This window comes from Tianxiuia mixotrophica, from assembly GCF_050596425.1.
GTDB lineage: Bacteria > Bacillota > Clostridia > Peptostreptococcales > Acidaminobacteraceae.
This window is the reverse complement of the sequence record NZ_CP192292.1, coordinates 797,680-819,379: the sequence shown is the minus strand read 5'-3', so window position 1 is coordinate 819,379 and position 21,700 is coordinate 797,680. Positions and strand designations below refer to the sequence as shown.

At 37.5% G+C, this 21,700-nt stretch carries 28 protein-coding genes; 1 reads left to right on the top strand and 27 read right to left on the bottom strand.

Annotation, left to right across the window (positions count from 1 at the left end):
* Positions 1-8: 8 nt before the first annotated feature.
* The 21 genes from ACQ4KW_RS03770 to ACQ4KW_RS03670 all read right to left on the bottom strand — a co-directional run bounded on the left by ACQ4KW_RS03770 (position 9) and on the right by ACQ4KW_RS03670 (position 17,290).
* Entirely contained in the window at positions 9-1,265 is a 1,257-nt protein-coding gene (locus tag ACQ4KW_RS03770; protein WP_430885202.1) for a hypothetical protein, read from the bottom strand.
* On the bottom strand, positions 1,262-1,468 hold the full coding sequence (locus ACQ4KW_RS03765; RefSeq protein WP_430885201.1) for a hypothetical protein: 207 nt from the start codon (positions 1,466-1,468) through the stop codon (positions 1,262-1,264). Before ACQ4KW_RS03765 ends, ACQ4KW_RS03770 begins: the two co-directional genes overlap by 4 nt.
* 148 nt (positions 1,469-1,616) lie before the next feature.
* Positions 1,617-2,051, bottom strand: a complete 435-nt coding sequence (locus tag ACQ4KW_RS03760) for an EamA family transporter (protein WP_430885200.1) — start codon at positions 2,049-2,051, stop codon at positions 1,617-1,619.
* A gap of 185 nt (positions 2,052-2,236) precedes the next feature.
* Positions 2,237-3,043 (bottom strand): hypothetical protein, encoded by an 807-nt coding sequence (locus tag ACQ4KW_RS03755; protein ID WP_430885199.1) that lies wholly within the window; start codon positions 3,041-3,043, stop codon positions 2,237-2,239.
* Complete coding sequence (locus ACQ4KW_RS03750) at positions 3,027-3,455, bottom strand: hypothetical protein (protein WP_430885198.1); 429 nt, start codon at positions 3,453-3,455, stop codon at positions 3,027-3,029. The genes ACQ4KW_RS03755 and ACQ4KW_RS03750 overlap by 17 nt, the downstream gene beginning before the upstream one ends.
* Positions 3,455-3,904, bottom strand: coding sequence for a hypothetical protein (locus ACQ4KW_RS03745; protein WP_430885197.1), 450 nt, complete (start codon positions 3,902-3,904; stop codon positions 3,455-3,457). Before ACQ4KW_RS03745 ends, ACQ4KW_RS03750 begins: the two co-directional genes overlap by 1 nt.
* 12 nt (positions 3,905-3,916) lie before the next feature.
* Complete coding sequence (locus tag ACQ4KW_RS03740) at positions 3,917-5,854, bottom strand: hypothetical protein (protein ID WP_430885196.1); 1,938 nt, start codon at positions 5,852-5,854, stop codon at positions 3,917-3,919.
* A complete protein-coding gene (locus ACQ4KW_RS03735; protein WP_430885195.1) occupies positions 5,838-7,712 on the bottom strand; it encodes a hypothetical protein in 1,875 nt (624 codons plus the stop codon). The genes ACQ4KW_RS03740 and ACQ4KW_RS03735 overlap by 17 nt, the downstream gene beginning before the upstream one ends.
* Positions 7,713-7,782: 70 nt before the next feature.
* Complete coding sequence (locus ACQ4KW_RS03730; RefSeq protein WP_430885194.1) at positions 7,783-8,442, bottom strand: hypothetical protein; 660 nt, start codon at positions 8,440-8,442, stop codon at positions 7,783-7,785.
* Entirely contained in the window at positions 8,414-9,364 is a 951-nt protein-coding gene (locus ACQ4KW_RS03725; protein ID WP_430885193.1) for a hypothetical protein, read from the bottom strand. Before ACQ4KW_RS03725 ends, ACQ4KW_RS03730 begins: the two co-directional genes overlap by 29 nt.
* The gene (locus ACQ4KW_RS03720; protein WP_430885192.1) at positions 9,364-10,005 is read right to left on the bottom strand and encodes a hypothetical protein; all 642 of its coding nucleotides are present in this window, start codon (positions 10,003-10,005) and stop codon (positions 9,364-9,366) included. Before ACQ4KW_RS03720 ends, ACQ4KW_RS03725 begins: the two co-directional genes overlap by 1 nt.
* A gap of 39 nt (positions 10,006-10,044) precedes the next feature.
* Positions 10,045-11,508 (bottom strand): hypothetical protein, encoded by a 1,464-nt coding sequence (locus ACQ4KW_RS03715; protein ID WP_430885191.1) that lies wholly within the window; start codon positions 11,506-11,508, stop codon positions 10,045-10,047.
* A gap of 5 nt (positions 11,509-11,513) precedes the next feature.
* Positions 11,514-11,903 carry a hypothetical protein gene (locus ACQ4KW_RS03710; protein ID WP_430885190.1) on the bottom strand — a complete coding sequence of 130 codons (390 nt, stop codon included), beginning with the start codon at positions 11,901-11,903 and terminating at the stop codon, positions 11,514-11,516.
* Between the two features lie 25 nt (positions 11,904-11,928).
* A complete protein-coding gene (locus ACQ4KW_RS03705; RefSeq protein WP_430885189.1) occupies positions 11,929-12,087 on the bottom strand; it encodes a hypothetical protein in 159 nt (52 codons plus the stop codon).
* A gap of 98 nt (positions 12,088-12,185) precedes the next feature.
* On the bottom strand, positions 12,186-12,650 hold the full coding sequence (locus ACQ4KW_RS03700) for a hypothetical protein (protein ID WP_430885188.1): 465 nt from the start codon (positions 12,648-12,650) through the stop codon (positions 12,186-12,188).
* Between the two features lie 61 nt (positions 12,651-12,711).
* On the bottom strand, positions 12,712-12,975 hold the full coding sequence (locus ACQ4KW_RS03695) for a hypothetical protein (RefSeq protein WP_430885187.1): 264 nt from the start codon (positions 12,973-12,975) through the stop codon (positions 12,712-12,714).
* A 3-nt stretch (positions 12,976-12,978) separates the two neighbouring features.
* A complete protein-coding gene (locus tag ACQ4KW_RS03690; RefSeq protein ID WP_430885186.1) occupies positions 12,979-13,230 on the bottom strand; it encodes a hypothetical protein in 252 nt (83 codons plus the stop codon).
* A complete protein-coding gene (locus tag ACQ4KW_RS03685) occupies positions 13,230-14,966 on the bottom strand; it encodes a primase C-terminal domain-containing protein (protein WP_430885185.1) in 1,737 nt (578 codons plus the stop codon). Before ACQ4KW_RS03685 ends, ACQ4KW_RS03690 begins: the two co-directional genes overlap by 1 nt.
* A gap of 345 nt (positions 14,967-15,311) precedes the next feature.
* The gene (locus tag ACQ4KW_RS03680; RefSeq protein ID WP_430885184.1) at positions 15,312-15,683 is read right to left on the bottom strand and encodes a hypothetical protein; all 372 of its coding nucleotides are present in this window, start codon (positions 15,681-15,683) and stop codon (positions 15,312-15,314) included.
* Positions 15,684-16,916, bottom strand: a complete 1,233-nt coding sequence (locus tag ACQ4KW_RS03675; protein WP_430885183.1) for a hypothetical protein — start codon at positions 16,914-16,916, stop codon at positions 15,684-15,686.
* Between the two features lie 62 nt (positions 16,917-16,978).
* Complete coding sequence (locus ACQ4KW_RS03670; protein WP_430885182.1) at positions 16,979-17,290, bottom strand: hypothetical protein; 312 nt, start codon at positions 17,288-17,290, stop codon at positions 16,979-16,981.
* A gap of 296 nt (positions 17,291-17,586) precedes the next feature.
* On the opposite strand from ACQ4KW_RS03670, the gene ACQ4KW_RS03665 reads away from it, so the two are divergent.
* On the top strand, positions 17,587-17,808 hold the full coding sequence (locus ACQ4KW_RS03665; protein WP_430885181.1) for a hypothetical protein: 222 nt from the start codon (positions 17,587-17,589) through the stop codon (positions 17,806-17,808).
* A 74-nt stretch (positions 17,809-17,882) separates the two neighbouring features.
* Here the strand turns inward: ACQ4KW_RS03665 and ACQ4KW_RS03660 are convergent, their stop codons facing one another.
* From ACQ4KW_RS03660 to ACQ4KW_RS03635, 6 genes are all read right to left on the bottom strand, one after another.
* Complete coding sequence (locus ACQ4KW_RS03660; protein ID WP_430885180.1) at positions 17,883-18,089, bottom strand: hypothetical protein; 207 nt, start codon at positions 18,087-18,089, stop codon at positions 17,883-17,885.
* A 30-nt stretch (positions 18,090-18,119) separates the two neighbouring features.
* A complete protein-coding gene (locus ACQ4KW_RS03655; protein WP_430885179.1) occupies positions 18,120-18,407 on the bottom strand; it encodes a hypothetical protein in 288 nt (95 codons plus the stop codon).
* A 63-nt stretch (positions 18,408-18,470) separates the two neighbouring features.
* Positions 18,471-18,989 carry a hypothetical protein gene (locus ACQ4KW_RS03650; RefSeq protein WP_430885178.1) on the bottom strand — a complete coding sequence of 173 codons (519 nt, stop codon included), beginning with the start codon at positions 18,987-18,989 and terminating at the stop codon, positions 18,471-18,473.
* Between the two features lie 41 nt (positions 18,990-19,030).
* Positions 19,031-19,300 (bottom strand): MarR family transcriptional regulator, encoded by a 270-nt coding sequence (locus tag ACQ4KW_RS03645; protein WP_430886536.1) that lies wholly within the window; start codon positions 19,298-19,300, stop codon positions 19,031-19,033.
* 50 nt (positions 19,301-19,350) lie between these two features.
* Entirely contained in the window at positions 19,351-19,659 is a 309-nt protein-coding gene (locus ACQ4KW_RS03640; RefSeq protein ID WP_430885177.1) for a hypothetical protein, read from the bottom strand.
* Positions 19,660-19,761: 102 nt separating this feature from the next.
* Entirely contained in the window at positions 19,762-21,645 is a 1,884-nt protein-coding gene (locus ACQ4KW_RS03635; protein WP_430885176.1) for a recombinase family protein, read from the bottom strand.
* Positions 21,646-21,700: the final 55 nt, after the last annotated feature.

Sequence of the window (21,700 nt, the reverse complement as noted above, 5' to 3'; positions counted from 1 at the left end):
CACGTCACCTACTTTCCATATGTTACACCATATATATCAGCATGAATTTTCTGATCGACTATATAGATTTCTTGATTGTCTGTCTCCACCATGCGCATATCCTCTACTTCTTCTATATCATGAAAAGATTCGTATTCTTCTTGTATATGGGCTGTCATCATTGCCCTATACACGTCCATACCATCTTCATAAATATAATTACATAGGCCATAGACAAAATCTGCATAATTCTGATCTGCAAAGTCATAAGACATAATGTAATCTCGGTGTTCCTCTTTAGAAAAATCTTTATTATGCAGTCCATTATCGTAATAAATATTCCAGTCCCAAAGGCGTTCTATCATCCACTCTGTTTCAACAGGATTTACAGATGAATCGTAGCCTTCTATATCTCCATATAGAAAATCTCGTTTCTCTGGTGCGTAGGTAATAAGGAAGATAATATTGCCACCGCCATGATCTTTTTCAGAGATTCTGATTCTTAATTGTTCTGAATCAGGTTGAGGCATGAACTGCAAATTCATATTATGCTTTTGTGCGTGATAAAGAAGTGCTTTCATGATAGTCATACCTCGACCATTTGTGACTTCATCTAGGTCAACGTAGTTATATAAATCTTCTCCATCATCATATTTGCCAACCACACCATCACGTACCATGAAACGTCTTGTATCTGTATTGTAATACCAAGTTGCACCATAATATTCTTCAATTTTGCCCTCTTTAGTATTTAAAGTGCGAACATGTGTATGAAACATTCTAGGATTGTCTATCATGATGTTATGAAATTCTTCATCTGTCCAAATGTTGTCATTCACATTAATGTCTGTGGGCTTTTTGATTTCACCATATGGTGTTGAAAAGTCGTATTCAACGGTCTCTGAATTTGACGTATCTTCTTTTGAAGCTTCATATTCCTGATCCGATTTATTTGAATCAGATTTGTCTTTAATGTCTTTATTATCTTCATGAATGGCCATAGCATTCCCAAGAATAATCTCACGTTCTTCTTCTGTCATTGGGTTCTCAAAATCCCATGAAACGCCCTTGAGTAGGCCCATCTGGAAGGCAGTATATATAATATCTTCACTTTCGCTTGTTTCTCTCTTATATGCATTTTCAGCACTTTCGACTTCAAAGCCCAAGCCTTTGACAAGTTGCCTTGTGTACTCAAGTTTTGAGATTGAGCTTGCAAAGGCTGGCTGTATATTTGCAAGAACTAGTATTCCTGTTAAAAGCAGTGCCAGGGTTTTAGTTTTCATCATTTTGAGTCACTCCTTTGTGGCCCTCTACCATATTTTTTACGTTTCTTTTCAGTTTCTTCATCAACTTTTTCTACGTCGGATCTTAAGTAAAGTTTAATGCCTTCTTTGACACTGGTCAGCCTTTTACGCTTGCCATTGCCTGTAAAATCGCTCATGGTCCTTGTGCTTATACCTAGATAGTTTCTAGCCTCTTCGTATGTCATAAACTACTCTTCAATGATTTGCAGTAGGTCTTCTTTTGATAATATGCTCGTATCCATAATTTCCTCCTATAGTATTATATTGTAATAAGTATAACATACAGGTATACTAGTGTCAAGCATAGTTTTGAATTTTCTTTCAATTTTGAATTTAGCGGACTAGGATGAGGCCTAAGCATATTAATATCACACCACCAAAAGAGCGAATTGTAATGATTTCTTTAAAAAACACCGCTGATAGAATCATTGTAATAATTGGATAAACTGATGTCAGCGATATGACTCTTCCAGCGGTGCCTTTTCTAAGTAACTCAGCATGGGCAAAATCACCAACAGCTAGTATAAGGATAAGTAGCACTGAGAATATTATTACTTCCTTTTTCAAAACGAATATCTGATCATTAGATTTCATCACAAAATAGTATAGAGGGATGTTTATAAGACTTTGTAAAACTGTATATACTAGAAGAAATGAGGCTGTGTCAGTATATGAAAGTATTTTTTTCTCAATAATTCCCCACAGTCCCCATGTCAGGATTACTACAGTGAATAAGAGTTTGTCGTTAACCAATAGTCTAGCCTCCATTCCCATTTGGTAAAAGCTTTTTATAGAAAATCCCAATGATCAGACCTATAAAATATCCTACTGTAAAATCGGGAAAATTAATCGTAAGTCTCAGTATAGTTCCAATCCATAATATGAATCCAACTAAACAAACTAACTGGAGCACCTTTTTGTTGTCTATAATCAAGTGTCACCCTTCTTTCAAATTATTCAGTTTCAAGCCCGAGTTCAGTCCCCCCAATGTTAACTGACCTAAGAGTCTTGTTCCCACCTGGTATAGCAATGTCATAAACAGCTATTACAGCAGGAGCACTAAGAACATTACCAATAAGATTGTAATCCTGTGTGCCCCCCACTTGAACTTTGTCATAAGTGGCCAAATTAAAAACAGGCCCTTGACCTGTTTGTTTTGTTGCATAATTTAACTTTGCAATGCCATTAATTCGCTTTGAAACAGTATCCATAATGGCCTTGGCTTTGAGTTCTTTCATTGTTAAAAAATCGTATGGACTGGCTTCACTTTCTAGTTTTGTCGTTGTATATGTCCCTCCCCGTTTTACAGTTAATGTGTCCCCAAGTGTAAAGAAGTAAAGGGTTTTACTTGGCTCGTTATAATGTAAATAAGGTTCAGCAGGAAGGTAGTCCTTTCCGGACCAGGTCATAACGCCATCAAATGCTGCTATCATAAGGACTAAATTGTTACTGACTTCAGTCCTAGTATGATCACGACTTAAATTGTCATGAAAGGTTTTGAAAAAGACCTTGTTAACAGCCTGAATGTTTATTTCATAATCATTAGACTCCCTTTTAAAACCATCAAGGTTATTGTTTTTTGCTGTTCTTGTAAGGTCCGATCGCAAATGGTTTGTGGCGTCTTTAGATGCAGCTGCTAGGGCATATTCATATTCTTTTTCTATGTCATAGGCATATTCATTTGCTGTCCAGCTTAGGAAAACAACAGTGGATGCAAACAATAATAAGATTATTCCTGCTGTGTTAATGATACCCCTCATGCTCCACATGCCCCCCTCGCCTACTGATCACACATTCCCTGTTAAAAAGACGACCATTCACTTGAATAAGTAAATAGTCGCCTTCTTTAAACTTATAGGTTCCTTCAGGTGTATTGAACACGGCTTCCAGTATTTCATAGTCTACATAAATTTCTTTTTTTTCTTTGAACCCTCCAGATTCGTGTATAAGCCTTAGCTTAACAGATCTTTGAGAGAGAATTTTTAAATAATCTTCCATAAGCCTTTTGTTTATATAGCCTTCTACCTTTACTGTTTCAATTAAATCTGTCGTGGCTCTGGTGACATTGTCTTTATAGTTCTTGTCGATTTGAGTCCATCCCATGACTGTTAAAACAATGGTTACAAGGAAGGTCATTACAAGCCTTGATCCTTGTGAGTAAACAGTGTTCATTAGTGATACTCCTCAGCTGTAAAGCCTTCTAGCACGTCGTTAGGACCTGTTCTAATCTCGGTTATTTCATAATTGTCCGATTCAACAATGTAATCATCATCTGATGGGTCATTAATGTCATAGGCCACATAAGTGTCTGATGTAGGGCTTGCATAGCCATAAGTTGTTGTTTCACCAGACCTTGTGGTTACAACCACCCGCATCCTCGGTGCGTTGGAATTCTTGATCTGCTTTATGAGCCCAATCACTTCGTAGCCCTGACGGTTGGCTCCTGTTTCAAAACCTGAGTATTCAAGGCTTTGTTGTGACTCTTCAGCGTAAGCCAACTGACCATTGCCTGCATTGACCATGTTCATTATTTTAGGAAAAGCCATAACACCAATACTGAGTATTGCCACACCCATTACAACATATAGCCAATTTGATCCATCTGAAAAAATATTTTTCATTTCCATGTCCTCCTATACACTTACCATGTTTAAATTTGAAAACTTCACGAATGCAGCAACGATAACAGGCATTAAAAAATAGCCAAACATGGTTAAATTAATAATGAGCTCTGAACGTGCCTGTATTTTTGCCACTTGGTTGCTTGAAATAAATGCTTGTCTGTCCCGCCTTTCCAGTTCAGCAAAACTTATGCTTAGGCCTATATCATCAAAGGCCTCTGCCACACTCATTTTAGTGCTTGCGCTTATAAGCCTGCTTAATAAACTTTGGAAAGGATAATACTCAATTTCTTCTATAGCCCTTTCTATCGCCTCCCGTCCCTTGTGATTTGAAAATCCTGTGTTTATTTCAATAATAGATTCATTAAAAATACTTGATGCCTTCTGAAGCTCTTTTAAGACTTTTTCAACAGTCATATTGTGTTGGTCTTTAAGTGATAACACAAGTGTTCTAAGCTTCATAGTTTCTTCATAAAGCAGGGCACTTCCATAGAGCTTCTGTCGTCTATTTAAGTTGTGGTCGGGATAGACATATCCATACACTCCAAATGCTATTATGAGGAGAACCCCAAAGGTCAGGTCAGTCTTTTTTATGCCATACTCTCTCGATTTTTGAATGAGTCGTTTGGCGGTTAATTCATTTTGAATGACTAAGTCCGAATCTTTCATAATATGCTTAGTTTGTGATATTGTTGGTTGACTTATATCAGCTAATTTCCTTATGACCGCAGCTTCTTTTTTTACAATTTCTTTTATTTTTGCCTCATCATACATCAGGCTTATATTGACTATATTGGTCTGGTATATATCGTCTGATGTTCCATAACCAATGTCTGTTAATAGCATATGGTTTCTGTAAAGGACGCTATAACTGATGATGAAAAAGCCTAAAACCACACCCAAGATCAAATAGAGGCCTTTTCTCAAAATATGCAGTTCTACCTTCCTGCTAAGGCCTGAATAAACTATTTTTCTTTTCAGCTTAATATAGGCTCTGGTATGTCTTTTGGGAACCTTCTTCTTAAGCATGCGATTGATCCACTTAACCTTTAACAGTGGTTCTAAAGGGTCTTCCATTACTGATAAGAGCGATGTTTGACTTACTGTTTCCAAATAGTCAGAATAAAAGGACACCATCATAACAAGCAGAAAAATTTCTAAGCTTTGTCCTAAAGGCTTATTATAAAAGCCATTGATAAGTAGGTCTGTAATACCTATGTTCTTGGCTAAAAAGGTTACATATCTGTCTATTAGGGGGATTAGAAGTATTGGGGCCAGTATGAGAAGCCCATGTCCCCTTGCCCTTAATCGAACATGCTCTGAGTTCAAATAATCAGCATTAAGTTCTTTCTGTAAAAGCCTTACAACTTTTTGATAGGTGCTTGCACCATCTTCTGTAACATGGTCACCATGGCGTTTTACGAAATGACTCGCTTTCGCCAGAATGGACATGATCCAGTGGCTTTCATTTGAGTATTGTTCTAGCAAGGCTTCAGCCTTTTCTCTTGGTGCTTTTACAATATTAAAGATTTTAAAAAAGCCTTCTTTCACACCCCCATTTGACTTTTCTACAGCATTTGAAAATGTGCTTTCTATCTTGGAATCTGCATTCTTAAACTCTTCATCTAAAATTTCAAATCCATTTTTAAGGTTGACCTGAACATCTCTTGTGTTAATCACTTGGGTTAATTTAGTGATGAGGACAATAAAAAAAAGAACCCCTGCAAACACCAGGTTCTTCGTAAAACTTGCATATATCACAGATATAAAAACACTACTTGCATAAGAATGAACCATCATGGTTTTTGCTCGTTTCATCACGCTTGTGTCATCTAGTCCTTCAGTGGCTTTTAAGAGGCTCCTTACTCTACCGTAAAAGGCTCTGTTCCACCCTATGCGCATGAGGAGTGCAAAAAAATTATTAGACAGCTTCTTAAATGTCTTTTTCACAAGCCACCTGCCTCTCTATCTGACTTTCTATCTGACTCTCTTTGTCTTTAAAATTTCTCAGTTCTCTTCTATCCTCTACTGAACGCAAGCTATAATATATTTGCTCTTCTCGAGTCTTCGAAAAATCATTTAACTTTTCATAGCGATTGTTCTCAAAATTATATTTAACAATTGGAACGGTGTCATAAGCGCCCTCATCCCTGAAGAGATTTTGTGCAATAGACTCCAGTAGATTTAAGTGCCTGTCTCCCCTTGTCTGCCTATAGTCTATAATCTGTCTTGCTCTTGGTCTAAACTCAAATAAATTGAAATAGCGTGCGCCTGTTACCTTGTCGACAACCACTTGAAGTGACACGGGCAGTGTGGCTAATACACTTCTTAAGGCTTCATTCAAAGAGCTGTACTGGCCAGATGTCAGAAGTGAATTGCCCATCTCAAGTGGGACATTATTGGCCTCTTTTGTATGTCCTGTAAAGAGTGTCGCATAAGCCCCCCTGTTACCTGTTGTAATAAAGAGTGAGTATATTGAATCGCGTCGTATTTCGGGGAGTATCATTATTTCGCCTTCCGTTTGAAGGGACTTCTCATAAACTTCTTTCAAGGTAATGCCCTCTGTATTTCCAACTTTTTGCGTCTCCTGAAAGGATGCTATATTCCTAAATGGATGCCTGGCTCGAAGCAGGGCTTCCCACTTTGACTCTGCACACCTAATTCTTAATTCTGGATACATTAAGTCAACTAAGGCAAAAAGAAGCGTTGATTTGCCTGAGTTTTGAGCGCCATGTATATAAAGGTTTAACTCGCCACGAATGATAAGCTTTAAGACTGTTAAGAGCACCTCTGTGTTATCAGGTGGTTCATAATTTGGGTCACGCACATTAATGCCTCGAATCAGCTCTTCAAGATTATAGGCCTGACGGCCATGTATCCTAACCCAGGCCATATAGCATTCACCAAGGGGTGGCTTTACGGCTACAATTCTGTCCGACCCCTGCCGATCTCCTTGGTAATGCGGTGCTCTATCATTTATGGTAGCCCCATCATTTGAACGGATGAGCTGCATGACCGTGTCTTCCAAATCATCAAACGATCCAAGGCTTAAAAACTCTAGTCTGATACTGATATTCATATGAGTTATGGAAACAGCATCGCTTGCTTTTGGAAGTTGTACATCCTTGAGTCGTTTTGACCATATACCTTCCGGAAGACCATACGAACCTACACTAACCCCTTCCAAGGTTCTTTGGTAAAGAAGTTCATCAATTTTTCGATTTCCAAATGTTTGCTCATAGATGAGTTGAATCAAAATCTCAAGTTTCATTTCATAGCTTATTTTCACACGCGTTGTTTTAAAGGCCCTATCTATATCCTCTTTATCAATAAAATAGGATTTTTCGCCTGCCTTATCTGCCCTTGGTTTCATCCAGTCGAATGTATACAGCATATGGACTAGGGCATCTTCATAATGACTCTTTTTAAAGTGTTCCAGTAATATTCTAAACTTCATTTCTGTGCTTAAGCTCTTCGGATGAAACTTAATAAATTCTTCAATATTATCTGGTGTAATAACAAAATCATCTTTCAAATGTGTATAAGCATTTGAAAATCGAATGGCATCATGGCGGGTCTTGTTATCGGTTAGGATATTTTTTAGAAATGTCTTAACGTTGACCTTCAATGAAACATCCCCATAAGATGCCTGGTTAAATTCTCTTATAGTGTCTTTTCGTCTTTCGATAAAACGCTTACGCTCAAGCTCATCAGAATATATTTCAATGGGTTTGAGTTTCTCATATTCATTTTTATAATACTTTACAAGTTCTATTAGACCTTGTATGGAATGTTCTAATGTTTTCATGCTCCACCTCAAATCAACTTTTATGATGCATCTTCCAGTTCGAGTTTTTCAATACATGTCGTGATCTGATCTAGTGCTTTAAAAAGAGGACCATTTCTCTCAACCACAATTTTTTTGCATAGTTTTTTAGAGTCCTGTTCATGCACGCCTTATGGAGTCCACTGTCAAACGGCACACCATACATAAATTTGTGCTTGTATATTTTTTTTATAGTCTGCATTCTATAATGATTCAAACTGTCTTGATAGGCTCCAATCACTTGAATGTGCTTGCTTGAGAACTGTCTGACCTCTGTCCTTAAGTCATCAAAATAGTTTTCTATTACCCTATCGCATTGAGGCAAACAGTCCAGTCGAATCAGTTCATGACTGACTTTTAGTCTTTTAGAAAGATCAAGGACAACATAGTCAAAGCTTTCTTCAGCTGCTCTTAGTAGGGCTTCTAGATCTTCTACTTTGCTTTGCTCCATCTGCAGGTAATTCACACCTGGACTTATGCCTGAAGAATACCTTTCCAGTCGCACGCCATCAAGGGTGTTGGTTCTTATAAAGTTAAAGATGCGAATTTGCTCAGAATCGTACCCCAACCCCAGATAATCGGCTGCACTTTCATCTGAAATAAGTAAAACTTTACTGTGGTACTTTTCACTTAAGGTCATGGCTATAAGAATCCCATTAATCGTTGCTGATCCTCGCCCCCGGCTAATTTGTCGTACTTGAATCACTTGCACTACTATTCACCTCGCTTTTTTCTTCTGTCGTGCCATTAATTATGCTTTGATCTTCATTTTTCACATTGATATCTTCACGACTTTCATCTTGTCCCTCATTTGATTTATCTGAATTTCCATTGTCATCAGATTCTTCATCGGATGATTCTAATAATTGCTTCAAGCTATCACTTTCTTCTAAAGTGCTTAAATAAGTCACCCTAGCTTGTCCTTGTAGATCTGGGTCAATATAATGATCCAAATGCATGGCTGACTTATATTCTGTTCCATACATAACTTCTGTGATTGCCCTTCCCATGAGGTAACGTTCTAAATCGTTTCTCATATCGAACTTTATTGTTGACCCATTTAAGTACCTTATTTTTTTATCTGAAAGCACAATAAATTCTTCATATGTTCCGTCAGGATAATTTCTTGTAAGAACAACATCAACACTTTCACCGACTTGTGTTTCTTCAGGTATGGTAATTTTATCTTTATACTGCCTTAATTTCACCTCATCTGGAAGCCAGTCATCAGTTCTAATAATGTCGTTTCTAGTTAAGATAATGCCTTTTGACAAAGTGCGTCTGGCCCTGAACTCATGACTTTTTAAAAGGCTAATCTCTATTCGGTCCTCTTCTTGGGGAAGCTTGTCTGGATCTAGATATACAATTTTATAATCTTTTCCGATAATGTCGTCCGGCCCTTTTGCTTCAGTTAGTTGCACAGCCTTTATTTTCTTTGCTTCTGCAAGAGCCACCGCTTCTTCTGCTGCTTGTATTCTGACTTGTTTCACCCTGTATAGTTCATAGAATCCTATAACGGCACTGATTAGTGCCGTTATAAAGAATGCCAGGACTATAATACGGAGAACTGTGTTTCTTTTTATATGGATGCCCCGTGATCTTGGGCGAAACAGTCTAAGTAGCTTGTCTTTCATCACTTTAGCCTCCGTAGTTTTTCTTTTAGTCCAAATAGGTCTGTACAAATCTTGTGTATCTGCATCTTAGTGTGTCTGCTTAGTTTCATTACATTTGTGTGGCCATTTATTCGACCATGTAAATCAATCCCCTTTGAATGTCCATCAAAATCAAGAAATGAAATGCTTTTAAATGTGCCTTCATGTCCGACAATGAGGGGCTCATGTCTTGCATGTCTATGAACAACTTCATTGATTATAAGTCTAGTATCGATTCCTCCGGGAATGTTTCCATTTAAAAAGCGTTGTGACATATCTTGATATTTATGATAATCAAGGTTTGTCACAACGCATAGCATTTGAATGTTGTCTAGTTTTACAAGGTCTAGGTCTTCATATTCCATATCAATGAAATTGAAATCATATGAGTTATTAAGTTCATTGTCCTGGGCATCACCAGGGATGACTGTGTAGTTGTCATGTACTTTTGTTGCGATTTTCATTTCTTGTTCCTTGTTAAGAGCATATTTTCTATATATGCTTTTTGCTTTAGATTTATCACACACGCACACAATGTGACCTGCCTTTGAGAGCAATTGTGCTGTATGGTCAATGAAAAAGCTTTGGCCCGATCCCCTTGTGCCTATAACTGCTATATTCAATAGGAACCTCCTTTCTTTTATGTTTGCTTAATCAGTAATTTAAAGATTTAAGTCATATATAACTTCTTTTGCGACCTGCTTGGTGTCTGTTAGACCTGAACCATCTAAGGGCTCATAATAAGCTTTCCTGAAGTAGTCTAAATCTTTTATGCTGAACTTTGAAATGTGAATATTGTTATTGTAAATACCAGTGGTTTGTCTCACTTTCTTTCTCAAGTTTCTACGACTTATACAAGATTTTGTATGCTTATTAGCAATAATACTGATCTTGCCAAGTTTAAGGTCACATAGCTCACTTAATGCGTCCATTTGTTCATCTAATTTTGAGGGTGAAGTTTCTATAATAAAAACTACATGATCATAACGTTGGAGTGGATCTATGTCCTGAATGGGTGCATCAATAACCATGGTGTCTAATGTTTCGCTTGCTAAACTCAACATGGCACCAAGGTCTCTAGAATCATACTTGTGGTCACTGACAGATGTAAAAAGGCTTATATTCTCTCTTTTATCGAGCATGTATGGTGTTACTTGACCCTCATAGAGCTTATCAAGTCCATCTTCATTTTCATCTTTCACACATAGTGAAGCCAGACTTCTATTAGACATTTTGTCTAAATCTACAAGCGCTACTGTTCTACCTAAATTGGCTAGCGAACATGCAAAGCTAAGGGCATATGTTGTCTTTCCTGATGCCTTAAGACCTGTTATAAGAACTCTTTTGCATGTTGTCTGATCTTTAGACAACTTTGTATGAACTTGCTTTTTAACCACCACATGATCCTGAGTGACTTTAATTTTTCTTATAACTCTTTCTTTTTCTAAAACAGTGCCTGTTTTCTTCTCACTGAATCTTTTAAGTGCAATTTTTTTTGGTTTTACAATCACATCTTCTTGGATGCCTTCTTCTCCGCTTTCAGCACCTTGTAAAGTCTGACTGTGGTTTAACTCATTCTCATCTGGCTCTTTTTTTAAGTTGTTTTCTTGATCTAGTTTTTTGATTTTGCCATTCGATGAGTCTTTTCCACCTCTAAGATTTAGCTTAGGTCTTTTAGGTTTAAGTTTTGCTACTGTTTTCCCAAGAGCCTCTTTTACTTTTGACGCCTGCTTTTCTTCTTGAGGTGGAAGCCTCTCTTCTTCAGGGCTATAAAGCTCAATCAGCTTTTCTTTGTCAATGATCTGGACACCTTCATCTATGATTTTCTGTAAAAAGTGCCAATTCACAGCCCTTGTTTCAATAAGAAAAACAAGCTGTCTTTCTGGAATTTCACAAATCCATTTGACTAAGGCCTCATCATCCATAACGTCTGAGCATATAACCACATCATCCAGCTCTTGTGCCTTTACCTTTTCATCATATTCTTGTTTACTTGTTGCTGGTATGGCAGTGGCTATGTCTTCATCAATACAGGATAAAAGTGTCTTTAAAATGTCCTTTTCTGAAGAGACACACACAACTAAGCGTTTTTCTAAAACTTCCGTAACCTGCTTTTTCTTAAACATACATATCACTCCCACACCGTGTCTTCAGGAGGAATATAGTCAGGTTCTTCGATCACTGGTTCATAGCCTGATCCTTCTATGATGGTTTCAACATTGACTGCATGATGAATAAATCTGTAGATAATTATGCTGTAACCACTCGCCACTAGTAGGCTTACAACCAATATTGTTACGGCCACTTGTAACTTCTTTTTTGAATACCTTCCGTTTTCGTGTAGCTTATGGCTTGTTTGCTGAATGATCCATACAAGGCCAAAGCCTATACCCATAACCGTTAGAAGTCCTAGTATAACTGTTAATGCTCCAAAAAATCCCGAGAAGTTGTCTTTTACATAATCGGCCACTTGACCAGTGAGTTGAAAATACTCTTGATACCTATCAAAAGGTGATGTCATTTTTCCACCTCATTTTTTGTGATTATTATTTTCCAGTTAACTTGTTTTCAGCTATATTGCCTGGATCATTGTCTTTTGATATGGCTTCAACCACTTTGCCTGCAACATATGAAATACCAGCAATTGCGGTCGCTATTACAAGCACAGTTCCTGCTATAAGATTCTTTTTTTCATTTGAATTCATTTGATTCTCTCCTTATCGTCTTTGTAATTTAGTCTTTGTAATTTAGTCTTTGTAATTTAGTCTTTGTAATTTAGTCTTTGTAATTTAGTCATTAAACTTTAGTCTTCACTTTTATTCTCTTCATCGTCGTCTTCGTCATCTTCTTCATCGTCATCGCTTCCATCTGTTGCTTTTTCCATAAGCTCTGTGGCTGGATTTACAACACCTTTTTCCACTGTTTCACCAGCTTTGATAAAGAATGTTACACCACTACCTGTTAGTACGACAACAAGAAGGACAGCTGCCAGTATAACCTTACCCTTGCCCTTTTGCATTTTGTGCTTCTTAAGGTGATCTGCTTCCCAAACTTCTGCAGCTGCAGCAGCAACAGATTTGTAAATAATGCCGCCTACTAGAAATAGCAAATAGCCGCCTATGAAAATTGAGAATCCAAAAATAAGCACTGCACCAATTGTTCCGATTAGACCAAAGTCAAAATCAAGCATTTGACCAATCAGGTCATAGATCGTGGTCTTCTTGGCTAGTGAATAAATGGCCTCCACCTTCAATATGTTTTCAATCATTTTCTAAACCTCCCATAGTTTCAAACTAGATTTTTAATATATTTTGATTTATACATTTTGACTAGAAATCAAAATTAAAAGCAGCCTCATCATGAAACTGCAAACACCCTCGACTTATGCCTTTGTAAGACTTGTGGCCATTCTTCTTTTCTTGGTTTTCCTGGTAAGATGCCATTAATACAAACACATCTTTCTCAGATGGCTCTTTGGTATAAGGATCTGCAAATATAATGGGGGACTCTGTCACCTCAATGGTTTCATGTATTAAGTCAGCATACCAAGCTGATTTATCTGCTGATGTAATAACTGCACTTCTAGACTCCAATTTCTAAGCCCCCATACTTTCTTTAATCGTCTCATCCAGGCACTTCACAATGTACTTAGCTTCGTCATGATCGATCTCATTGTTTACAACTTGCCTACGAACACTTCGAATACAGATTGTCCTTGCTATTTCTTTCTTTTCATCCAAAGTGATTTGGCCTTTAGTGATTTCGCCTTTGGTGGCTTTCAAGCACCCCTGTGCAATTTGATTTAGGCGGCTCATTACTAACTCGGCCTTCTCTGATAATTTTGTCATTATATCCATCCTTTCTGCTTTTTGTCTTTGTCCGGATAATGTTTCTTGAGCTCTTCTTTGCTAACTTTAATCTTCACTAATTCACTGCAACCACTTCCCTTCTTGGGGGCTTCTATGTCCAGGTTCTTTGCCTTTGTATTGAAATATCCTAGGGGTTTTGCTTGTTTCACTTTTTGACTCACCTCCTTTCGAGCAAGGGCATGCCCGCCATCCTCGGGCGCGTGCGCTGTGGACTTCTGGATTTGTGCACAGCTGCCAAACCCATGCACCTGAACACAAGCTCCAGAGGGTCCACAGCGCACGGCGAAAGGTTGGGAGCCAAATTCGCCTCCCGGCGGTTCGGATTCGCCCACCCACCAGCCTTTATAGAAAGGGTTAAGGGACTGTGCACCTTTTATTTCTTCATTTTTTTCAGGAGCCAGAGCGCCTGTCATGCCATGCTTTTCTTGGACTTGCTCTTCGTTTTCGACATGCTCATCGTCCTCTACATTGACTTCAACATGGTCTTTTTTTGTGAGTGTTGTTTTTGCCCCTCTACCAATTGTTGAGGTAACTAGTACTCTCGAGTCGGGGTTCTCTCTTATTTGTCTTAGGGCTTCTTTTATGGAGCGTTCTGGTGCCTCTAGGAGCGCTGCAAGCTCAGTCTGCTTGCCTTCCCATACACCTTCTTTTTCTACAAGGTTTTCTATATCCTGTATCCACTCGCTTATATGTATACGACCCTTGGGATCTTTCTTCCGCTCTTCTCTTGTGCGTGCATGATTGACCCAAAATAACTCTTTAGCAATGCTTTCGCCTGTAAGCTCTTTTATGAGCTTTGACGGAATCATATCCCTGTTTCTAAAGGCACTCTTAACACGGCTACGCAGTTCACTAACTTTAAGTGATGGACTGTTTTTGGTATTCCACTTTAGAAGTTCCTCAAAAGTCTCTTCATATGTAAGGCCTGCCCTTCTATATAGCTTTGCAAGACAGAAGGCTGCCAAATTGCGACCACCTTCATGAATGCCTTCTAGTAGCATCTGTGCAGCTGTCGTATCCAGTATGTTTTTACCTGTTCCAGTCGCTCGATCAAAAGCTCTTGTTTTTACAGTCGACTTTTTATTGAGGTTGTACCATTCCTGAAGTTCTCTTAGTTCACAAGTGGCTTCAGGATCAAAATAGGCAATATCTCTAGGTATTCTTTTGAATGAACAGACTGCCTTTGATCCATGATCAGCCCCAGGTAGAACATCACACATAAGTCCACTGATCAATGAGTAAAGCGCTCGGGCGGATTTATAGCCTGGAACACGTTCTTGTAATATCCAGTAAACATGAAACCCTTTCGGGGTCTTATTCACCATGGTTGGTGTGTTTAGGCCAACATCTTCGATATTCTTTAGTAACTCATCAAGAGACATGTCAACAGCATCAATATCTATAGCAACTGTATTAATCCATCTAACAGCATCATTTGAACGTTTTTCAGGACTTGCTGTTCTTAAGGTGTTCGGGTTAAAAAACATGGCATTGTCCTGCTCTGCAAGCTTTAGGAAGGTATCAACCGTCCTTGCGCTTTTTACGTTTGCTATGGTTTTGTCACCTTTGTACTTTCCAAATGTAATTTGTACATAACCATAGTCATTTCTATTTGTATTTTTATAATCTCTGTCTTCACGCTCTTTTGGCTTGTCTGTTAATGACCCATGGAGGATCATGGACAAGGCCATTTGCGCTTCACCTTTAATTGGCAAGGGCATATTTTCACCATCTTTCTTAAAAATAAGTACTAAAAAAGAGCCTTCTTGGTAGAAAGCCCTTTGTTAAAACTTATTTGTGTTTTTATGTTGTTTTTTCTTGCTTGGTTAGCATATTCTTCATATTTAGGTGGCACTTTTTTATATTTTGGTAGCACTTATTCATATTTTGGTGGCACCTTTTTTGTTATTTAGTAGCACTTTTCAATGATCTATGGTTAATAAGTAATACTTTTTCCATTGTTTTTTGAAAAACATGGCATATCTTCTTCGATATTTATTAAAAAGTAGCACCTTTTTGCTTTTTGGATTAAAAGGTGCTACTTTTGCTTATTTTCTTTTTCATGACTTAATCAGCTTGGTCAAATTCTTTAGACTTGACCCACTTGGTAATGTCAAACTTGAATTTGGTCTATTAGTCACTGTTTCATTTTTTATATTTCCTTCAGTGGTTGATTGGTCATGATTTTTAGGGTTTTGACTTGGTCCTTGATCATTTATTACGTCCTTGTCTGTAGTGACATTTGAAGTTTTATTCTGGCATGTTTCAAATGTTCCTGAATCAATTTTCCAGAGGGTCTTTAAGGCTCTTGTTATTAGTCTGTTTTTGTTCTTATGTTCATTGAGCCACTTGTAAAACGCTTCTTCTTCTGAAGTCTTTATAACGGGTGTCTTATACCTTTTACATACACCGCCTTCCCAATCTCCTGCCATTTAGCTGGTCCCTTCAGCAAAACTTGAATAGGCTGCCTTTTCCTGTTCTACTTGGTTGATATATCTTAATTTTGACCAAATAAAACACCCCTCTGCTTCTCGGAACAAGGGATGCTGGCTGATCATTATTTTGCAGTTTGGAATAAGACTTTTTAGAAACGGCATAAGTTCTGAGTATGTTTCTTTGATCATTTGAACAAATCCACCTGTCAGGATCATTGCGGGAAGCTCATTATACTTAAATCCTCGTCTTCTGGCTTTGTTAATAAACTTTGTACGAATGGATATTAGCACTTCCTCTATAAGTGGTACGGCCAAATCTCTAATATTAATCTCTACATCGTTGTAGTAGACGGACCCACCATTTCTTATTAGATAATCAAGGTAAATAGGATCTGGTTCATAGTCATAATCCACTTTTAAAACTTCTAGCATCCTATCCACTATACTGGTTGTGCCTTCGTCATCAATACTGAAGTATGCAGCCGATATATAATCATGGTCTTTATTAATGGCTGCAGGATCAGTGGTGGTCGAACCTAAGTTAAGACCAATTAAGCCGCCTTGTGACAAGATCATTTCCATGGCTTCATTGGCTTCCATTGTATCCGCATCATAAATTTCTGCTAAAAGTGCATTCTTTCCCTCTGTTGAAAATGACTGATCTTGATACTCAAGTTTTACAATTGCACCATTAAAGGCTGGGTCTAAAAAACGAACCTCAATGCTTTTGCCTTTTATTGCTTCAGTATAGTCCTTAAGAAAATCCTTGTTTTGCGTGGCCACCACTTCGTTTTCTGCCCTTTCAGATTCCCCAAGGGGCACACATGACTCTGCGTGAATAAGGACATCGTTATGACCAAGCTCGTATGCTAAATATGCATGGGTTATAAATTGAATAGCCGATGTATATCGCGCCTGAAGAGGTGTATACTTGTGAACACCCCTGCTCATATTGACCAGGTCTCCTTTATTATTGGCAATGGCATACTCTCCAACATGATACCTTTGCTTCGTCTGTTCATTGCCATCAATAACAATCATGGCATCAAGGAGTTTCACTTTCGGGGGATTTTGAATCCTGTTTCTTTTTAATGGGTTGTCTTCGTCTTTTATTTGATATCCTCTACATATGGCATTTGGCAAGATGATGCTTGTTCCTTTATCTGTTCCACCGTGGGCTTTGTACATTCTTCTGCCTTTGTCGTCGCCTATGAATAGTCTTGTTTTCATTTTTTCCTCCTGTCGTAGTAATGGACTATAAATCTGTAATAGAGATCATATATCCCTAGTGGTTATATCGCAGCGATCCTCAGATCTCCTGTATCGTCATATTCAACTTTGAAGTCTGATTCAATGCTGATATGTGAAACCACTACATCTTTTCTATGGAATGTAATTCTAAAGTATGGATTACCGTTGTCTTCAGATTTCAATTTGTAAAATCTAATCTCTTCAATAACCGGTACCATCAGCTCTTTATAAGTCAATTTTGCAAACTTTTCGAAGAAGATGTTGTTGTAGTTGTTAGGTTGAATATAATCTTCTATGGCGTTCAGTGGGTAATCATCTAGGTGGTATTCTTGGGTTGTGTCGAAGTATTCCATTTTTGTCTCCTTTTCTGAATTTCTTTTGTACTGTACTCATAAATGTTCAAAATTATTTTAATTTAGTCAATTTTCAATTCGCTGCTCATGTCAAAAATAGTTGAATATGATTGTTCGATGATCTAACATGCAATTTATATTGTGTATCAAATCATTTTTTTATATCCTATTGTCGTGTATGTAAATTGAACTGAATAAGATTTCAAAATTTGATTTAATTACGATGATTCAAAACTTCTGATACTGAAAAAATCATCTATTCAAAAAGACGAATTTAATGAATAAGGAGGATATTAATGAACAGAGTCAAACTGATCATTTCTATCGTAGCACTACTGAGTTCGATTTATGCTTTAAGAACTGGCAGCTATACTATAATTGCATTGATTGCATCATTGGTATGTGCAATTGAATTTTTTCAGTGTATCCTACCATCAGAGAAAAAGCTTTTTAATGCAGTCTTGTTTCTATGTGCATCTATCACATCATTTGCAGTTTTTATAAAAATGTTATCCTAAAGTTACACTACATTAGAACTGCTTGGTATCTTAAACTTGGTACCAAGCCTTTTTACTTAATCTCATAAATCATCTTATCCCCAAGTGCCATCCAAGTAATAGTGATACCAATCACCATTTTTGACCCTAACGCAAACCGTTTCATTTTCGTCAAGCCAAGTTTCAGTTACGGTCAGCCCATCTTTATATTTATAACCTACGCAGGCCTTATGGTCTTCATTAACACGCATCATGTGTTCTTCTTGGTCAACGCTTAATCCGCAAACACCTTTAATAGCCATCTTAATGCTCCTTTCACGCTAATATCATCTTTAGTATGGCGCCTCTTCACATTCAGAGCACCAGTAAATAGGATTACTTTCTTCATCATGATTCATTAGTTGCATCGCTTCACCGCATTCAGGACATATGCCATCATCGTAACCAACTGTACGTGATAAGTTGTATTGATAAATCATTTCCATGTCCTTAATAGCCGTGTGGTGCAATGCATATAAATCAGACTTGTTTTCAACATTGAACATTAATTCGATCGTGTTTATCAGAAGATGCTTAGTGCTTTCGACTTCTTTCGTTCTATCTCTCCAATTAGCTAACATACTCCACCTCCGCAAATATCTTATGGGGCGTGAACGAGCATGCCCGTTCACGCTAAAGAATCATTATCTTTGTAAACACGGAACATACCAACTTGGAGAGGCAAATCCACTAACACCTTCTAGTAATAGATTTCCGTTATCTGTTCTTCCTTCTACTTTGTAAACTTCTCCTATTTCAACATCAAATTCAGCAGGAGTATCAGGATATTCAACACGGTTGTTTTTAATACACTTCACATAATCACCTGTTTTAACATTGTTTGATGTAATTAAAGTATAATTAGCAATTAACACAGATAAGTCGATCCATCGACTTCCATGCTTTGGCTCAAACAATTTCACGCCAGTAATTGGATCAATAGCTTTGACCACACAATATGATCCTGATTTTGTCCATAGTTGTTCTGTCTCTAATGCGATTCTATCCCAACAAGACTCACACCCATGCCCATCTTCATGACAAAGACTCCAATCATTAGTGAATCCGTGATCGCTTGGACAACCATCAAGAGAAATATCCATCCTATTGTCATTGTTCAATTCCATTCCCTTTTTTATCAAAATAAAATCTACCATTTTCATAGTATCTACCTCGACTTTCGCATATATCTTATTCGGTCCGTCTATATCAGACTTGTTTGCCCCTTCATTTGTACATCCGGATTATCAACCACTTTAAAATAAACGTTACGCCCTATTGTTTTTGATCTAACGATCAATCCAATGCCTTCAAGAATTTTGCAAGCCTTATTCACGTTTTGCCTCTTCGAAAACAACTCTTTGGCTATTTCACTTTGGGTTCTCTCACCTGAACGCAAGAGCAGCAAAACTTTATATTGTGTAGCGGTAAGGTCTATCGTAGTGTACAAATAGAGCAGTTCATTTATTTTCATTCGAATCACCCTTTGTAATCCATATGCATTACATATGTAATGCTTTACTACTACATCAGCACAGCCCTTTCAGGTGTCATGCCTCCACGATTTAATCTTTTGCTAAGCGTTGATCTCTTCAATCCGTAATGCTCTGCCAGATCCTTAATCGATGAGTACGGAACGCCAAAACACGTTATAGCTTTGCTGTTCCGTTCCGCAATACCATTTGGTCTTTTACCAGGATTCAGCACCTCATCCATGCTAAGCCCTTTTTCGGTTCTATGCCTTAGTTGATTTCTTGTGATTCCATAAGCTTCTACGAAAGCTGTCTTGCTTGGATATACCTCATCTTTATACTCAACTGTTTTGCAGCTCATTTCCAATCCAACCTCCCGACATACGCATAAACTTAGTTTTAAGCACCAAAAAAGAGCCCTCTACAATATTTTGTAGAAAGCTCTTTCTTGTATCCTTTTTTGCTAATCCCACATAGCCAACCTTATTGGGATCTCTTTTACACGTTCTCTGGACCGTGTTCCATCGGTATTTTCACGAAACGTCTCAATGTCTGTATGCATTGAAAATTCAACTATTTCAAGGATTCTTCTCTTTGTATCTCTATCACCGTCTCCACGTGCCTTGTTAGGGGCATAGGTACACGCTAGTTGTTTCTCGTTTGTTGCGTAAGTAGACATTTTGCCTGCTTCAATTATACCAGATGGATTGGCAATTTTCTCGTAGAATTCTTCATTGAATTTCATCCCTGCTTTGAATACAAAAGTAACCACGTAAGGATTTGGATTCCCATCTTCATCTGTTGCTCCAATAACGATCTTGTCAATTAAGCTATCCATGATATCACGGTCAAATTCTTTAATTTCTAGATTTTCAGCCAACACTTTTCTGAATTCGTTGATTCTTGTTGTGATTGATTCCTCACCCTGAAGTGCTTCGTATTTTTCGTTTCGTTCATCTCTAAAGGCTTTAAGTTCTTCTTCAATATCATTGTATTTCTTTTCATAGTCTGCTTCTGTAATTTTTTCATCTAATCGCATATCCAAGAGCGTCTGTGATTTTGTTTCCAACTTCTTGATTTTAGATGACAACTCATTCACTTCATCACTAAGATGACTTATATCTAAAGCGTCTTCAATATTACTAAAGAATTCTTCAATGTCAGTAGTATTCAATTCTTGTATCTTATTATATGCATTTACAAAAGCATCTTCTAAAAAGCTCTCATGAATGCCTTTTGAATGGCCACAGGTTTTTCTACCTTGTTTTATTGCTTTGCCACATTGCCAAGCCGGCTTTTCATGATCAGTTCCATGATGCCAAATTCTTCTTATGTAGGTGCCACCACAAAAGCCGCAGGTGCACAAACTGCTAAAGGCATGTTTTCGACTGTACTTTCTCGAATTATTCTTTTTGCTGTGCTTCTTGCTACGCATTCTTAAAATTTCTTGTGCTCTTTCAAACATTTCATCCGATATAATAGCATCGTGATTGTTTTCTACATAAAACTGTTCTTTCTCACCCATGTTATCTAAACGCCTATGTGTGATTGGATCAACTGTAAATGTCTTTCCTTGAAGAAGGTCTCCTTTATATTTTTCATTTTTAATAATGCCTCGAACAGTACTTTCATGCCATTTGGTACTTCCTCGTCTGGTCTTATAACCAAGATTAGAAAGTTCTTTTGCTATGACAAAGCATCCTGATCCTTCAACATATCGTCTAAAAATATATCGTACAATATCGGCTTCTTCTTCATTAATAGAAATCGTCTTGGTTTCTGAATCATAATCATAACCTAAGCAGCCATTGTAACCAACCATTTCACCACGTTTCATTTTCATTTTAAGCCCCATGGTAACATTGGCTGAAATGGATTCACTCTCTTGCTGAGCCAGAGAACTTAGAATAACCAAGAGCATTTCACCATTCATGGTCAATGTATTAATGTTTTCTTTTTCAAACATGATGGCTACATTCTTTTCCTTTAATAAGCGTACATATTTTAAGGTATCCAAAGTATTCCTTGCAAATCTGGATATTGACTTTGTAATAATCATGTCAATTTTACCTTCAAGAGCATCATTAATCATCCTTTGGAAATCAACACGTTTATTAATCTGTGTGCCAGATATTGCTTCATCGGCATAGATGTCTACGAGTTCCCATTCCGGTTTTGTTTCAACTAATTGTTTATAATGAAGCACTTGAGATTGATAGCTCAATTTCTGTTCATCTGAATCTGTACTAACTCTACAATATGCTGCAACTCTTAATTGATTTTCTATAAAGCTGTTTCGTTGTCTTCTTGATTGTTTACTTGCCTCAATAACTTTAACCTTTCCCATTGAAAGTCCTCCTTACATTAATTTCATCTATGTTTGATGCGAGTTTACCATTAAT